At 40.5% G+C, this 16,190-nt stretch carries 15 protein-coding genes; 5 read left to right on the top strand and 10 right to left on the bottom strand.

All coding sequences use genetic code 11. The features are described 5' to 3' along the window. The first annotated feature begins 151 nt into the window (after positions 1 to 151). Positions 152 to 1,492 carry a bifunctional folylpolyglutamate synthase/dihydrofolate synthase gene (locus G626_RS0109990; RefSeq protein ID WP_022932646.1) on the top strand — a complete coding sequence of 447 codons (1,341 nt, stop codon included), beginning with the start codon at positions 152 to 154 and terminating at the stop codon, positions 1,490 to 1,492. Between the two features lie 59 nt (positions 1,493 to 1,551). Here G626_RS0109990 and G626_RS16150 read toward each other — a convergent pair whose 3' ends face one another. Beyond that, positions 1,552 to 2,574 carry a DUF1566 domain-containing protein gene (locus tag G626_RS16150; protein ID WP_022932645.1) on the bottom strand — a complete coding sequence of 341 codons (1,023 nt, stop codon included), beginning with the start codon at positions 2,572 to 2,574 and terminating at the stop codon, positions 1,552 to 1,554. 52 nt (positions 2,575 to 2,626) lie between these two features. Continuing rightward, positions 2,627 to 3,775 (bottom strand): alanine racemase, encoded by a 1,149-nt coding sequence (alr, locus tag G626_RS0109980; RefSeq protein ID WP_022932644.1) that lies wholly within the window; start codon positions 3,773 to 3,775, stop codon positions 2,627 to 2,629. A 134-nt stretch (positions 3,776 to 3,909) separates the two neighbouring features. Here alr and G626_RS0109975 point away from each other — a divergent pair, with 134 nt between their 5' ends. Together G626_RS0109975 and thrC are read left to right on the top strand one after the other, a co-directional pair. Continuing rightward, positions 3,910 to 4,872: a hypothetical protein gene (locus G626_RS0109975; RefSeq protein WP_022932643.1), complete on the top strand. Its 963-nt coding sequence runs from the start codon at positions 3,910 to 3,912 to the stop codon at positions 4,870 to 4,872. A 19-nt stretch (positions 4,873 to 4,891) separates the two neighbouring features. Continuing rightward, the gene (gene thrC / locus G626_RS0109970; RefSeq protein WP_022932642.1) at positions 4,892 to 6,304 is read left to right on the top strand and encodes a threonine synthase; all 1,413 of its coding nucleotides are present in this window, start codon (positions 4,892 to 4,894) and stop codon (positions 6,302 to 6,304) included. Here the strand turns inward: thrC and G626_RS0109965 are convergent. From G626_RS0109965 to G626_RS0109930, 7 genes are all read right to left on the bottom strand, one after another. Next, complete coding sequence (locus G626_RS0109965) at positions 6,301 to 7,317, bottom strand: glycoside hydrolase family 5 protein (protein ID WP_022932641.1); 1,017 nt, start codon at positions 7,315 to 7,317, stop codon at positions 6,301 to 6,303. The two genes, thrC and G626_RS0109965, sit on opposite strands and share 4 nt — an antisense overlap. Before the next feature lie 39 nt (positions 7,318 to 7,356). Beyond that, positions 7,357 to 7,902 carry a (d)CMP kinase gene (gene cmk, locus G626_RS0109960; protein ID WP_022932640.1) on the bottom strand — a complete coding sequence of 182 codons (546 nt, stop codon included), beginning with the start codon at positions 7,900 to 7,902 and terminating at the stop codon, positions 7,357 to 7,359. Positions 7,903 to 8,012: 110 nt separating this feature from the next. Then, complete coding sequence (locus G626_RS0109955) at positions 8,013 to 8,885, bottom strand: YicC/YloC family endoribonuclease (protein WP_022932639.1); 873 nt, start codon at positions 8,883 to 8,885, stop codon at positions 8,013 to 8,015. A 75-nt stretch (positions 8,886 to 8,960) separates the two neighbouring features. Beyond that, positions 8,961 to 10,538: a UDP-N-acetylmuramate--L-alanine ligase gene (locus tag G626_RS0109950; protein WP_022932638.1), complete on the bottom strand. Its 1,578-nt coding sequence runs from the start codon at positions 10,536 to 10,538 to the stop codon at positions 8,961 to 8,963. 107 nt (positions 10,539 to 10,645) lie between these two features. Beyond that, complete coding sequence (locus G626_RS0109945) at positions 10,646 to 11,353, bottom strand: DUF3800 domain-containing protein (protein ID WP_022932637.1); 708 nt, start codon at positions 11,351 to 11,353, stop codon at positions 10,646 to 10,648. A gap of 686 nt (positions 11,354 to 12,039) precedes the next feature. Further along, positions 12,040 to 12,603 (bottom strand): hypothetical protein, encoded by a 564-nt coding sequence (locus G626_RS0109935; protein ID WP_022932635.1) that lies wholly within the window; start codon positions 12,601 to 12,603, stop codon positions 12,040 to 12,042. A gap of 91 nt (positions 12,604 to 12,694) precedes the next feature. After that, positions 12,695 to 13,798 (bottom strand): Lcl domain-containing protein, encoded by a 1,104-nt coding sequence (locus tag G626_RS0109930; RefSeq protein WP_022932634.1) that lies wholly within the window; start codon positions 13,796 to 13,798, stop codon positions 12,695 to 12,697. Between the two features lie 190 nt (positions 13,799 to 13,988). On the opposite strand from G626_RS0109930, the gene G626_RS0109925 reads away from it, so the two are divergent. Both G626_RS0109925 and G626_RS0109920 read left to right on the top strand, forming a co-directional pair. Continuing rightward, positions 13,989 to 14,618, top strand: a complete 630-nt coding sequence (locus tag G626_RS0109925; RefSeq protein ID WP_022932633.1) for a response regulator transcription factor — start codon at positions 13,989 to 13,991, stop codon at positions 14,616 to 14,618. An 18-nt stretch (positions 14,619 to 14,636) separates the two neighbouring features. After that, positions 14,637 to 15,860: a sensor histidine kinase gene (locus G626_RS0109920; RefSeq protein ID WP_081647523.1), complete on the top strand. Its 1,224-nt coding sequence runs from the start codon at positions 14,637 to 14,639 to the stop codon at positions 15,858 to 15,860. 28 nt (positions 15,861 to 15,888) lie between these two features. On the opposite strand, the gene G626_RS0109915 is transcribed toward G626_RS0109920, so the two are convergent. After that, a partial coding sequence (locus G626_RS0109915) for an IS3 family transposase (RefSeq protein WP_027727106.1) occupies positions 15,889 to 16,190 on the bottom strand: 302 nt, incomplete at its 5' end.

Raw genomic sequence — 16,190 nt, 5'->3', positions numbered from 1 at the left:
TAATGACAAAACTGTCATTCCCCGTCTTGACCGGGGAATCTTATAGTTATTATAAAGAGAAACACTCTTTATATCAATAAAGACCTTATATAACAAAGTGTTCTTTTTTTTTATAATGACAGAAGTCCATAAAATAACTATAATATAATTCGTGAATGCAATAGACGTTTTTCAGGACTGGCTCAACGACTACCTGAATTTTGAACATAATCCAAAAAAAGAAATCTTCTGGCTCGACACCATCGATTACCTATGCAAGCGCTTTGATAACCCGCAGGATTATGCCCCTTGTATTCACGTTGCAGGCTCCAAAGGCAAAGGCTCTGTTTCCCGCCTCATTTCCTGCATTCTCGACGAGGCCGGTTACAAGGTTGGACTTTACACTTCCCCTCACATTACAGACTTCCGTGAGCGCATCTGTACACCTACAGGCTTTTTCTCAGAAGAGATTTACGAAAAAACCGTAAAAGAGCTCATGCCGAATATCGACTCAATCATTCCGGAAAATCTACCGGCAGAGCGCCCTCTTACCTGGTTTGAGCTTGTTACCCTTTATGCCTTCCTTACCTTCCGAAATGCTCAGGTAGACTGGTCTGTTTTTGAAGTAGGACTCGGCGGCCGCTTAGACGCTACAAACGTAATCCGTCCAAAACTTTGCTGTATCACTCCTATTGAGCTTGAGCACACAGAGTTCCTTGGTAACACACTCGAAAAAATCGCCGCAGAAAAGGCAGGAATCATCAAAAACTGTACGCCGGTAATTTTTTCTCCTCAGCAGACTGAATCTGTAAAAATCGTACTGCGGGAAAAGGCAATTACCCGCCATGCGCCATATTATTTTGTAGATGATTTAATTACCAGCTCCTTTTATCATTTTAATGGAGCTGATAAGCGCATGACCGTGCATTTTGAAAGCGAATTATTTAACCGCCCAGTAGAAACAAATATGCAGCTGCTGGGAAAAATGCAGGCCCAGAATGCCGCCATGGCTGCAATTGCAATCAAAAAACTCCTGCCAAATCTTGATGAAGGAATTATTGAACGCGGTCTTGCTAAAGCAAAGCTGCCGGGCCGTTTTGAAATCCTTGAAAAGGTAAAGGGCTATACAGAAATCCCGGCTGTAATTCTCGACGGTGCCCATACCTTAAACAGCATCCGCCTTACAATTGATACTCTGAACAAACTTTTCGGCGAACGTAAAGTTTCCCTGCTTTTTGCCTGCGCCGCAGACAAAGATGTAAAAGATATTTCCATGCTCTTCCGCTACCGTTTTGAGCACGTTTACGTTACCCGCCCGGGCGAGAAAAAAGAATCAAATCTCGCCGGTGAAATTGAAGCCTTCACCCACGCAGAAATCAAGTTCACCGCAGACGCAGACTATAAAATGATGATAAAAAAAGCCTTCGAAGAGTCTGCCGCAAACGGCAACATCCTCCTCGTAACAGGCTCTTTCTATCTTGTCTCTGAAGTTAAGCAGTTCCTTTTCAGTTAAATAAAAAAAGCGGCTTCCATTTAGAAAACCGCTTTCTGTAGCTTTTTGGTTACCTTCCGCTAGTTGAAAGCCCGAACCGCACACACATAACCGTAGTTGAAGTTCTTGCCGTAGCGCTTCCAGTCCCCACTGTTGAAATCGAGTAAGCATGCATTATCATAGTAGGAAGACTGGGACGACGACCAGTACCATGAGACAAACTTATTTCCGCCTAGAGCATAACTTGCAGCGTCTATGTCAAACACCTTGTTTGTTCCCTTTCCGTTCGCATAAATTTGGAAAAGTTCTGCAATGCTTGGCAAGTACCAGCCGCTTGCATAGGCTGTTCCAAGGTTAGTTGCAGTAGTACTATAGTTCTTTGCAAAATAAAATGCTGGATAGTTCGCAGCGGTTCCTGTATCGTCTGTTGTCCCACTACCTTCAGCAGAAAGGAATGTTTTAATCTGCTCAAGGTTGTTACTACCATCCTTATCCCCAGTAAAGGTTAATGCACCTGCACTTTCATCATGAGGACATTGTATTGTTGTTATATTTTTACTGTAGGCATTTGCATAATCACTATTGATTGTCCACCAACACCATGCAAGTCCGCTTCTGTTATGCTTCAAGCCCACGCCTAGAGTACGGCTAGTTGTTGTGTCAGGTGTACCGTCGGCAGCGTCGCTGTTCAAGCCAGTTCCCTTATAGAAAATAAGAGCAATAGCAGCAGCTTTTTTTGCAGTTTTCGCATCATCATCATCAAGAGCAGCAAAATCAGCATAAGCCATTGCACTACCATCGTTAAAGACAATGTCGCCAACTTCTTTTGCCACGTCTGGAGCTTTTGTTCCTATGTAAGTTACAGTAGATGTATTGTCTCCACCTGTTTCATTTCCACTATTTTCAGCTTCCCCTGAATCATTCTGTTCTGTACTTCCTGTTCCGCCAGAACCATTTTGTTCTGAACCAGTACTTCCAGTTTGTTCTGTTCCAGTTTCACTAGTTACTGGAGCTTCTGCCGGTTCATCAGAAGTATTGTTCCCATTTGAACACGAAGCAAAAATAAATACACTTGCTAATAAAAGAATTACAATTTTTTTCATTACTGTTCTCCTAATTTTTGGTTAAAAGAACTATACAAAAAAAAGCACTTTTTCAACGTATCTCTCGGCGCACACGCTTGCTAAGTGCCGTCAACACTTCATACGAAATCGTATTTCCAAGCTTTGCCAGGTCTTCCGCAGTATTCAACGCACCGCTTTCTTTTGGTCCAAAAATAACTGCTGTATCAAAAACCTTTACATCAGGATTATCCTTACCAATTTCTACCATGCACTGGTCCATGCAGATTCTACCGCGAACCGGGTAATTTTTGCCGTTAATCGTAACTTCAAGGCCTGGAGAAAAACGACGCAAGAGACCATCAGCATAACCGATTGGAAGAACAGCAATGTCCGTTTCTTCCGGTGCTACCCAGGTGCGTCCATAAGAAACAGATTTACCTGCCGGGAAACGTCTTATAGCCACAACCTTTGTTTCCAGCGACAAAACAGGCTTTATATCAAAATCGCGGCCAGTACTCTTCAAATAGTCCTTTGTAATTTCATCAGGATAGTAGCCGTAGGTAATGATTCCAGGCCTTACCATATCAAACTGCATTTCTTCATCATTCAAAAGAGCAGCACTTGCACCGCAGGAACAGATTCCTGGTTCAATACCACGAGCTTTTACGCCTGCAACAGCCTGCTTAAAAGCCTCAAACTGTTCCTTTGTAAACTCAATATTTTCAGGGCTCAGGCTGTCAGAAACTGCAAAATGAGTACACATACCGCCAAGCTTAAGTCCACAGGCCTCAATAAAAGCTGCCTGCTCCCCCGCTTCTTCCGGATAACAGCCTATGCGGCCCATACCGGTATCAACAGCAAGATGAACCTTATAATCAGCATAATCTTCCCGCCTGGCCGCATCAGCAATCAACTGAATATAGTCCTTTCCAAAAACAAGAGGAGTAATTTTATATTCAAAAAGAGCCGGCATCTCAGGCGGAGTACAAAGACTCAAAAGAAGAATTCCGCATTTAATTCCGCCATCACGAAGCTCAATTCCTTCTTCTACAGTAGCAACGGCAACAAATTCAGCACCAACTTTTTCTGCAATCTGAGCGGTAAGAACGGCATTATGACCATATCCGTCTGCCTTTACAGCAACGCAGAGCTTTACATCCTTTTTTACATATTTTCTGATTTGATTTAAATTATATTCAAGATTATCTTTGTAGATAGTAGCTTTAGTACAGCGTTCCATAATCCCACCATTTATCCTTATAACGCATAATTATACAATTTATAGTAAATTTTCGGCAATATGTTATTGTAAAAAAAGGCTTTTAATAATACAATAAACTATTAAATTAAAATCAAAGAGAGTAAAATTTTAAAATGAAAAAAAACAAAATCGTTTTATCAGCTTTAATTACCAGTATAATTCTGACTTCTTGTGCTACTACACCAGAAGCAGCAGAAAATCAGGATTCTGCAAATAATTCAAAAGACAAGGCTCCAAAGGCCATAGTTGTGCAGGAAAGCCCGGAAGATATCTTTATAAAATCTTTAGAAGGCATTTCTGTTCAAAAAGTCTCTTCTCCAAAAGAGATTTCTAAAGGACGTAATTTTGCCGCCCCATTTGTTTTTTCAGTAACAAAAGCAGATGGCACTCCTGCAGAAGGCTTTGCCCTTACTCTTGAATATCCGGCTTCAAAATCAGAAGGTCAGATTTCTTTCAATAAAACAGAATTAATTACAGATGCCGAAGGTAAAATCAGCTTTACCGCAGAACAGCCTTCTTTCGCTGCTAAAACTACAGTAAAAGTATACCCTAGCCCAGTTAGCGAAGATCCTTCCCTCGCAGAACGCTTAAAGCCATACACTGCAGAAGCAGACTGGAAGGTAAAATCTGATTTGGCATCTAAAGGTGCTGTACTTTTCGTATGGGATTTCAACGAAAAAGACCGCCCAGTAAACAATTCATACAATATTCAGGCAGAATTCCGCAGTCGTGGAATCACAATGGTGGGAAACGGCCCTATCGGCGAAACTTCATACATCGGTAAGCCAAAAGCACTTTATAAAGACACTTACGATATTATTGGTGGAAATGCTTACGGTTATATGATTTACGGTACAATCAAATTTGAACAGCCGGTAACAGCCCTTGAAGATGAATCAGGCTATTACTGCATCTTAAAGGCAGAAATTGAAGCCGTAGGTATGAAAAAAGGTGATGTAGTTTATTCTTCAGTTATAAGCTACGAATCGAAGGGCAAAAACTGGAATGAATGCGTTTCAAAAGGAAAAGAAAAACTTGCAGAACTCGTTGTAAGCGACATTATTTACGGCTTATAAGGTTCTTAAGGATGGATATATGATTTATACAGATACAAGAGACAGCAGTGTAAAAGCTGATTTTAAAACTGCCGTAATGGGCGGAATGAACCAGGCAACAGGTGGACTTTATATTCCTGTTGAATTCCCTAAGCTGGATAAGGCTCTTTTGAACAAGGATCCTGCTCCAAGCTTCCGCGATGTTGCCTTTAATATGGCAAAGCCTTATGTTGAAGGCGAAATTCCTGATAATGACCTGGCTGCCATCATTGCAGATGCATATCCTTTCCAGCCTAAGGTTGTTCCTGCTGATGCTATTTCTTACATCATGGAGCTCTTCCATGGTCCAACCTGTGCTTTTAAGGACTTTGGTGCCCGCTTTATGGCCCGCACAATGTCTTATTTCAACCGTAACGAAGACACACCACTCCACATTTTGGTTGCAACTTCGGGTGATACCGGTTCTGCTGTAGGTTCTGCTTTCCACGGAGTTCCAGGCCTCGACGTTACAATTCTTTATCCGGATGGAAAAATCTCTCCTCTTCAGGAAAAACAGCTTTCTACCTTCACAGGAAACGTTCGTGCCCTCAAGGTAAAAGGTACTTTTGATGACTGTCAGAAGCTGGTAAAAACAGCCTTTACTGATACAGAACTCCGCGGTAAACTCCGCCTTTCTTCTGCAAACTCAATCAATATTGCACGTCTTTTGCCACAGAGTTTCTATTATATGTACTCTGCTCTTACAGTACGCAACCGCTCTGCAATGGACAATAAGATTCAGGATCCTGCAATCATTATGGTTGTTCCATCTGGAAACTTCGGTAACCTTACTTCAGGTCTCATTGCCCGTGAAATGGGTGCTCCAATTGCAGGTTTTGTTGCCGCTACTAACACAAATAAGACAATTCCAGACTGGATTGCAACAGGCGACTACAATGCCCGCCCTTCTGTTGAAACATATGCTAATGCTATGGACGTAGGTGCTCCAAGCAACTATGAACGCATTAAGGCTATGTACACTCTGGATCAGGTTCGTGAGCTTTTTGCTTCTTACTGGCTTGATAATGATGGAATTAAGGCTGCTATCCGTTCCTGCAACGACAAGACCGGATATATTATTGATCCTCACGGAGCAATCGGCTGGCAGGCTTGGGATGATATCCGCAGCGGTGCTATGGAAGCTCTTATTGCGGGTCAGAAAAATGACTGGAATAAACCTGGTCTTACACCAAACCTTCCAAAATGGGCTGGCGAAGTTGCCGCAAAGAAGGCTGTGGGCGTAATCCTCGAAACAGCATCACCTGCTAAGTTTGGTCAGATTGTAACTGATGCAATCGGCAAGGAACCACCTATGCCGGATCGCCTCGAAGCAGTTATGCGTCTTCCTGACAACGCTATTCCAATGGAAAATGATTATAATCAGTTTAAGGATTGGTTGATCGCTAATCTTTAAGCTTTCATAGACTGGATAAAAAGTTCGTATAAATCACGGTCAAAGGTGATTCCCTTACGAACTTCCCAGTTTGTGCCCTTTCTGCGGTGTTCTGCAATTCCAAAGGGGCCGCGGAAATTCCACAGGGCAAATCCAAAATCAAGTTCATTTAATACAGAAAAGAAATCCTTATACCAGGCAAGGGCTGTTTCATTATCTACCTTGTCATAACATCCACATTCACCAATATGAACGCTGGCTCCCGCCTCTGCAAGCTCTTTCCATGGCTTATAAAAATCTAAGAGGGCCTGGCGGCTCCATTCTACTCCATCACACTTCATTCCGGGCCATTTCGGGTATTCCCAGTCATAAGAGCCTGAGTTTTTCATCCATTCTGCCTGCCAGTGAGTAAGGCGCATAGGCATATAACCGCGGCCGCTGAGAACTACATCAAGGTCTTTAAGCTCAGGGCAAGCCATGTGACCGCCCGCAAGACCATCGCAAATTATAGTTCTGTCGGGGGAGATTTTTCTGATTTGGCTGACTACCCGGCTCATAATTGCTTTGTGATTTTCCCGGGTAAGACCGTACTGGCCGGGACTTGGAGGCTCGTTTAAGAGGTCAAAGCTGAGCTGGTCTTTGGAATATGAATTGTAACGCTGGGCAAAAAGCTTCCACAAATTTGTAAAAGCATCCTGGGCAATTTTATCTGTCCAGAGGTTGTCTCGCTCCAGGTTATTTCCGTTAATGCAGTAGCCGGGAGCCCGGTGCACGTTCAAAGAGCAATGAAGCCCTCTTGAAATGATTGTATCAAGGCAGCGGTCCAGTACCTTAAGCATCTTCTCATCCGGCTGGTCATAATTGAAATCATGCAGGATGTAGCGGTAATCTAAAGGAAGGCGGATAAAATTACAGCCCATATCAGCTATAAAATCGACATCATTTTCATCAATATGGATGCTTGCTGGATTTTTTGAACCTTCCTTCCCGTCAGAAGAAAAGGTCCAGAGCATGTTAAAGCCGTACCATTTCATAGTGCACCTTTATTCGGTTGATTTTATCAGAAGATAATTTTAGCGGGAAATAAAACCGCGTTTTTCAAGCTCTCTCAGAATTATTTCTTCGATTTCTTCCGGAGTTTTTTCGTTTACGTCAATAATCAGGTCGCAGAAGGCGTAGTCGTTGTTGTCTATGCCGTAGAATTCCTTGTAGCGGCGGGTGTCTTCGCTGTCGCGCATTGCTGTAAAGTCTTTGATTGCCTGCAGGTCGCCGCCTTCGCGGTTGTATACACGGCGGGCACGAGTGTCGTCACTGGCAAGAAGATAAACCTTGAGGTCAGCTTCTTTCAGCATCCAGATTGCAAGGCGGCTGCCGAGTACGCAAGGCTCAGCAAGGGCCAGCTCAACCTGATGCTTGTCTACGTATTTGTCGTAGGAGTCGTCTGTTTTGGCGGCTTCAATAACTTCTGCAAGTGTCATGCCTTTTTCGGCAGCCAGCTGGCGGAAGGTATAATTAATAAGTGTAACTCCCAGTGTTTTTGCAAGCATGCCGCTCACAGTTGTATTTCCGCAGCCGGATTTTCCGCTGATGGCCACTCTTAAATCTTTGTTTAGTTTCATATTTCCCCCAATACGGTGGTTTCGATACACTCGCTTCGCGAGCATTCAACCACCAACAGTTCACACCGGTGGTTGAGTAGCCCGAAGGGCGTATCGAAACCACCTTTTTATCATTCCACGTTTTTGCTTTGTTCTCTAATATTTTCCAGACTATCCTTAGCCGTAATTACCATTGCGCCGACCTCGGCAAACTGATTTTTGCTGCCGATGGTGTTGATTTCGCGGTTCATTTCCTGGCAGATAAAGTCCAGTTTTTTGCCAGGTGTCGGATTATTTGCAAGTTCTGAGCGCATTGCTTCAATGTGGCTCTTCAGGCGCACAATTTCTTCGTTGATTGTATATTTTACCAGCATTGCCGCAGTTTCTGTCATAATGCGGTTTTCATCTGCCTTATCTTCCAAAAGCTCGCGGAACTTTGTAGTAATCTGTTCCTTGAACATATCTTCCATTTTTGGCTGCCATTCTGTAAAAAATTGTGCACACTTTGAGAGTTTTTCTAACTTTTCCTGCAGATCGCGCTTCATATTTTCGCCTTCGCGAACCCGGTCTGCATTGAACTTCTCAAGTACAGAATCAAAAACAGGCTCAATCAAGGCCTTATATTTATCCATATCATAAGAGCGGTTAGAAACAATAACTCCCGGTTGACTCAGAATAAAGTCCAAGGCAGATTTAGAATCAGTTCCAAAACCAGAAGCCTTAATTACCTTTTTTACAGCCTCAGAGTAAGCCTTTACAGCCCCCTCATCAACTGTAATATCAGGATTACTTTCCAACTCTTTTACGCGGATATAAACATCAACCTTACCGCGGGCAACATTTTCTGTAATCTTGCTGCGAAAGTAAGCTTCCAGAGGGTTCAGATATGGCGGAAGATTGATTGTAAGGTCTAAAAAACGTGAATTTACCGATTTTATTTCCACAGAAACGATTGCTGTTTCCAGGGATTTTTCTTCATAAGAGTATCCAGTCATCGATGTCATATATACCTCATCATCATTGTCATTATCCGGCTTGACCGGATAATCTAGATCCCCGGGTCAAGCCCGAGGATGACATTATTTGTTTAATATTTCCTTACCTAATTTCCAGTTATCGCCGGCGCCCATTGTAATAAAAAGGTAGCCATCCGGATATTCAGGGCCAAGCGGTTTTTCGATTTCTGCCTTAGCAAAATCTGCCGCATCTAAAATCTCTTCGTAATAATGAACATTCTTTTGGCCAGTTGCAAGAACTGCCTCATAAAGTGTGCGGCCGGTAATATCAAAATCAGCAGGATTTTCACGGGCAGAAGAATAGATTTTATGCAGGATTACCTCGTCTGCGGCAGTAAAACAGCGGGCAAATTCCGGCAGTAAAGCCTGAGTGCGCGAATAAGTATGGCTCATAAAATCAACTATGATTTTGCGGCCTTTATAAAATTCTCGGTAGCCTTCAAGAGTTGTCTTTACGGCAGTCGGATGATGACCATAATCATCAAGCACAAGAACATCTGCGCCATTTTTATTTTTGAAGCGCCCTACTATTTCACTGCGGCGTTTTCCACCGCTGAAGTTCAAAAGCCCGCGGCGAATGTTTTCATAGTAGTCCAGAGGATTCTTGCCAAACTCGCGCAGCAATTGACACACTAAAGCCACTGCCGCAGCCGCGTCCAGAACCTCGTGGCGGCCTGGCATTGCAAGTGCGAAATCGCCCTTGGAAGCAAAAAGACCGAGAGCAAAAGAATTGCGCTCATTTTCTACTTTGCCGAAGGTAACGGCAAAATCACCGTCCGCTTTTTCTCCATAAGGCAGTGCAACAATATCCGGGCGAAGACCATGCACAAGCCCAATTGTATCACAAGCGCCCTTATCATCAGCGCAGTAAATAACCTCACCGCCCTCCGGCAGCTTGCAGACATAATCAATAAAGGCCTGACGGATATCTTCATAAGTCGGGTAATAATCCTCATGGTCCGGTTCAACCGAAGTCAAAATAATTTTCTGCGGACAGAAGCTCATAAAGTGCCGCTGATACTCGCAGGTTTCGGCAACGAAGATAGACTTACGGTGGTTGAGTAGCCCATCGGGCGTATCGAAACCACCATTAATCTCAGTACCGGTGGTTTCGATACGTTCGCTTCGCGAACACTCAACCACCGATGATGACGTATAAGTACAAGTTCCGCCAAAAGAGTTTATAACACTGCCCGCCAGCACCTGGCTCGGCAAATCAATTTCTTTTAAGATTGTTCCAACAAGGCCTGTTGTAGAAGTTTTTCCGTGAACCCCACAAACACCGCAAGAATAAGCCCGCTCGCTGTAAGCACCAAGCGCCTGAGTGTAAAGCAAACAAGGCAAGCCGCGGCGCACAGCCTCAATCAAATCAGGATTTTTATCAAGCTTATAGGCAGAAGAATAAATTACATACTGAACATCATCAGTAATATTTTCAGCCGCAAATGGAAGAGCGTGCAGCCCAAGCCGCTCGAGCACTTCATCAGTATAAAAGCGCTCGCTGACATCAGAACCGGTAATCACAGCTCCCTTATGAAAAAGAATCTCCACAAGAGCTGCCATTCCGGTTCCCTTAATTCCAACAAAATGTATATGAAGGCCGCGAAAATCTTCGGGCAAAGAAGCAACATTATTTGACATAAAATCATTTTATCACAATGAGACTTTTAAGACAATGAAATCAACATATTAGCAATAATGACATTAAAGGCAATGCTAATCTGCAATACGTATTGCAATCCAGCTATTTATCTAGAAGGAAAAGAAAACTCGGATATTAAAATTTTTCTATCTTTTAGTTTTCTCATTTCATCTTCATAATTCAAAGTGTTTAAGTGTGAATAATAAACATTTGCAAGTATATCTGCAATTTGAATGAATGGATTATCTGAAGAATCAAGATATTTTACAGTAAAATGCTTTTCAGTTATATTATTCAAGCATAACTCAGTATTCAGATAATTTTCCAGAAAAAACCTGGCTTCAGTTCTTTCATTACGTTCATCCAACTGAATTAAACAGTTTTCATCACAAATGAGTTTATGTGATATAAAGTAAGATAGAGCCAGTTTTAAGGTATAGTTAAAAGCTCTTGCAGTATTTTCACATATTTTATCCGTCAATAATTTGTTATCAATTTTCAAATAATAAAGTTCAAAATACTTTTTCTTTGTAATGAACTCAACAAAATCTTTTTTCATTTCCTTATCAAACTGAGAACCTTTTAGTTCCTTAAATTTTCCATTATGAAACATTTGATTTCCAGTTTTTGTAAGTTTGCCATATGAATTGTAAAAATCTTGATCAAGCTCTTTAAGTTTTTTAAAACGAGAAGTTACAAATCTTTTTATCACAGTATTTAATTTTTTAAAATCAAGAACATTTACAATCGCAATAACAAATGGAGTTTCAAGCTTATTATTTATTGAACCTGATTCATCAATAAAAAGATTCATAATCTCTCCCTAAAAAAAAATCCCTCATGAAGAGGGATTGTAAAGTCAATCGCATGGGAGTGGCGTTAACACATAACGCTTACCTAGACAACGGCACTTTTCCATGACTTACTGTTGACAAATATAATTTAACCGGTTTTTTACTAATCGTCAAGAAAAATTCTTAAAAAGGAACAGAAGGGAAAAACACCCGAAAATCATCGAAATATAAATCAAAAAAATGTACCAAGTTATTATTTATCCGCCATTATTCTGACCATCTCAGAAACAGCATTTTTTTCATGATTTTGAAGTTTTGGAAAACTTTTTATAATCTTCTGCAATTGTATATCAGTCTCTGATTCTTCGTCTGGTAATGAATTATCAATAAGGCATTCATAGGAAACATTAAAAAGTTTTGAGAGCTGCCTGTCCACAGACAAAGGCAAAAAAGAAACCTATAGCATTTGTTCGTTCTATCCATGTTTTTACAGACAGGACAAAATTATTGCTTCCTGCTATATTTCTAATTGTACCGAATTCGGTACAATTAAAATTAGGATTATACAGTAATTCCCATTCTCCAAGATATTCAATTGTGCTTTTGAGACTTAACCAGCGAAAAATAATATGCTCCTGCAGATTATTTCGAGCCAGCCTTTTTTTTCAAGTTTTTTCTAATGCGCCAAAATCAGCCTGCCATTCTTTTAAGGAGCAGAAAACAAAACTTCAATTTCCTTGCACTTCTTCATGTTTTTTCTAATTGCATGTAGTTCTGATCTTATATTTTCAAGGCGTTTCCCTACATATAAATTTGGAAGGGAATCGTATAATGCAGGAGAGTTTGCCACAGTTTTTAAGGATTCAACCTTTCTTATAACAAATATTATTGAATGGAATAGATTTTTATTTTCTTCTTCAGGATTTTCTTTTTCAAGAGCAGAAACATTAATTTTTTCTAATTTTGATAAAACCTTTAAGGCTTTCTGGAAGGACCTCGCGTTTCCTTTTAAGCCTGCACCATAAAAAATAGATGTTGCAATTTCAACATGGAGATTTTGCATAATTGTACAGAACTTTTCTTTTCCAATAGACTCAAGAGTACGTTCTTTTTCATTTAAAATTAAATTATCCAGAAGATCTATATTCAAAAGTACTTCCATATAAAAAGCACGTAGAATTGAATCTTTGCTGAATTTTAAATCATTTAATTTTTGAATCTGGTCAATTGTCCCAAAAATTAAATTTGTAACATCTAAACTATTTTCCATACTGATTCCTTTAATTTATGACTTTACCGGTAGCCAAAAGCTACCGGTGGGACTTACGAACTTCGCATCTTACAGGGCAAAATCGCTACCACTAATCAAAAGCCCGGATACAACAAATACAATTCCCTTGATCCTTGTTGGTTTCGGCGACGCGTCCTGTGGAGAAATTGAGAATCCATGATCTTGTTAGAAAGCTGCTGTCCTGGGACGACGACCAGTACAATGAGTTTTCAAACTTATCTCCGCCAAGAGCTTCGCTTGCAGCATCTATGTCAAAACCGTTTGTTGTATCTGATCGGCAGGCATAAATCTGGTAAAGCTCCGCAATACTTGGAAGATACCAGCCTCCTGCAAATCCTGAATCTGCAGGAATGTTTGTTACAGTGGTTGTTGCATAAGGTTGAGAAAAGCAGAAGGCAGGATATTTTTCTCGATTTCCCTCCCAACTAAAAACGTCAAGCCTGTTGTCGCTGCCGTTTTTGTCACGGGTAAAGGTGTATGAACCTGTGTTTTCGTTTGGATTACACTGGATTGTAATAATATCATGGTTGTAAAGATATGCGTCATTTGTACACCATGCAAGTCCGCTTTTATTGTGCTTAAGGCCAACTCCAAGTGTACGGCTTGTTGTTGATGTATTAGTAGTCCAAGTTGCAGTTTCATAATTGGTCAAAATATCACTATTCAAACCTGTTCCTCTATAGAAAATCAATGCTATTGCCTTTGCTTTCTTTTCATTTTTTGCACTTGTATCAAGAGAGGTAAAAGTTGTATATGGCATTGCAGAACCATCGTTGAATACAATATCACCAACTTCTTTCTGTTCAGAATTAGCTTTAGTTCCAATAAAAGAATTGTTCCACTGCCACTGTGCGGTAAGAGTAACATTTGCACTACCCATTGTAAAAGTTGTAGTTCCGCTGCTTGTGTAGGTTGTGCTTCCATCACTCCAGCCGGCAAAGGTATAATATTCACGATTACCTGAATCTGTAAACTTTACAGTTACAGAATCTCCTGCCTTATACCGGTTAGTATCACTAGGAACAGCAATTTCAGCTCCATCAACACCGTCTACGTAGGTTACGGTGTAAGTTGCATCAGGTGCGTCAGTTGCGTCAGACGAAGACTGACTACAGGCAGTACAGAATAAAACTACCATAAAACTTAAAGATAATAAGCATTTGAAATACTTCATTTATTTCCTCCGAATAATTACATAAAATATAAAAACTCATATTTCAGTAAAAAATAAGATAATACAATATTAAGCCACTTAATATCTTTCCGATAGTATGCAAACTCTATGAATATGCATGAGTTAACTCATATTTTTTTTATGAGTAAAATTGATTGCGCAGGGGCTTGGCTGTGTTATACTAAAATTAATGAAAAAACTGATTTTGATTGATGATCATAAAATGCTTCGTAAGGGAATCTCGGCTTTTTTTACAGAAAATTCGGACTGGACTATTCTGGCCGAAGCCGAAAGCATAGAAGAGATTTCTTCTTTTCTTAAGAAAAAACCACTTACTCCAGAAGATACTATTATTGCCATTGTTGATATTCAATTAAAAACCACCGGCGAAAGCGGTATTAACGGCGGTTTTGATGTGGTAAAGCTTCTGACTTCTCATCATATCCCAAGTGTAGTTTTTTCCAGTCATGACACCGGCTCCTGTATTGAACGCGCCATGAGTGCTGAGGTTGGAGCAAAGGGCTTTGTTTCAAAGCTTAGTGACGAAAAAATGCTTCTGGATGCGGTAAATACGGTTGCCCAGGGAAAAACCTTTGTTCAGCCGGATTTAGTTTCTTCTCTTTTAGAAAATCGCAGTCTTTTTATGACACTCACAAAACGAGAGCAGCAGGTTGTAAATCTTATTTCTGATGGTTTTACAAACGAAGAAATTGCCGACCGGCTTGAGATAAAGCTTTCTACCCTGGAGAACTACATAAGCGTAATTTATGATAAGCTTGGCTGCCGCGACCGCTCTGCCTTGCTTGAAAAACTACGCTAAATAATAGAAAATATCTGCATGAGAAAAATCATGCACAAAAGAACAAACCTCAAGGGCCTTTTATTTCTCTTCATTTTCTTTTCTCAAAATCTTTTTGCCATAGAGAATTCAGTAAAAAATCTTTTAACTACCTGGAATGATTTCTGGTCTGCATATTCCGAAATTGATTTTAATGCGGCAAACAAGACTCCCGCACCCCCTGCCATCACCCCTCTTCTAAACAATCTGATTTTTCAACTGGAAGATTTTTCAAAATCTGATGCCTACATTACAGAAACAAACGGCAAAAAATCTGAAAGTGCCCTTTACATAGACAAGGCTATTGAACACGCCCTCAATGCACAAACAATTTTGCTTCAGACTAATCAAGATAATCAAAATAATTTTTCTGATTTCCAGAAGGAAGTTTCTCTTCTTACAATTCAGATGAACCAGTTTATGAAGAGTGAAATTGATTCTGACAGAAATTTTATGATTCTCTTTGTTGAGCTTTTATGTCTGATTTCCTTTTTGAGTATTGCCGTTGTTCTTGGTGCTGCCAAATATATTAAAAATAATCAGAAAATTGCCTTCTTAAATGAAAAGAATAAAGCCGAAGAGCTTGTTACAAAAACAATCACCCGGGTACAGGAAAGCGAACGCAGTCGTATTTCTCACGACCTTCACGATACGGTTCTTCAGGATATGAGGACTGCCCTTTTATTTGTGCACAAGCTTGAAGAATCAGAAAAACTTGCACCGGAAGAAAAAGATATTCTGAATAAAGTAAACAACCTGGAAAAGCAGAATATGAAAAATATCCGGAACATAATCCGCAATCTTACTCCTCCGGAAATTGAAACTGCTGATTTTGCCCTGCTCTTAAATGAGTATGCCTTAAACACAGAAGAAAACTCCGGCCTTCCCTGTAAGTTTTACGCAGCAGAAAGCGAACTGTACAAAAAGCTTTCTCCAATTCAAAAGCTCCACATATTCAGAATTGTGCAGGAAAGCCTGACAAATGCAATCAAACATTCCGGAGCAAGCGAGTTAAGCCTTATTGTCCGCGAAGAAAATGGCAGCCTTATCTTTTTGATTAGTGATGACGGCAGGGGCTTTTCTGAAAATGATAAAAAAGACAATTTCTCTGAAGAAAGCACTCACCTTGGCTTAAAGGGTATGAAGAGCCGTGCTGAAATTCTTGGAGCAGAATTAATCGTCAACAGTAATTCCGAAAGCGGAACCCAGGTAAGGCTTACTTGAAGTGCACCCAAGAAATTGGACACTTTAACTAGGCTGATTTTAAGGACTGATTCCTAAATTGTAAAGGGGTCAGTCCTTTGAATTTAACCTTAATTCTTTTTTCGTTGTACCAAGTAAGATACTCTATTAGTTCTTTCTTGAAATGCTCTACAGATTCAAACTCCTGCAAATATAAAAGTTCTGATTTTAATAGTCCAAAGAAATTTTCCATTACAGAATTATCAAGACAGTTTCCTTTTCTGGACATACTTTGTCTTATTCCTTTCTTTTTCAAACGTTCCCTGTAATTGTACATCTGGTACTGCCATCCTTGATCTGAATGTAAAATCA

It is taken from the genome of Treponema bryantii NK4A124 (genome assembly GCF_000421345.1).
GTDB lineage: Bacteria > Spirochaetota > Spirochaetia > Treponematales > Treponemataceae > Treponema_D > Treponema_D bryantii_B.
Note: the sequence above shows the minus strand (reverse complement) of the source record. Positions and strands in the feature narration are given on the sequence as shown.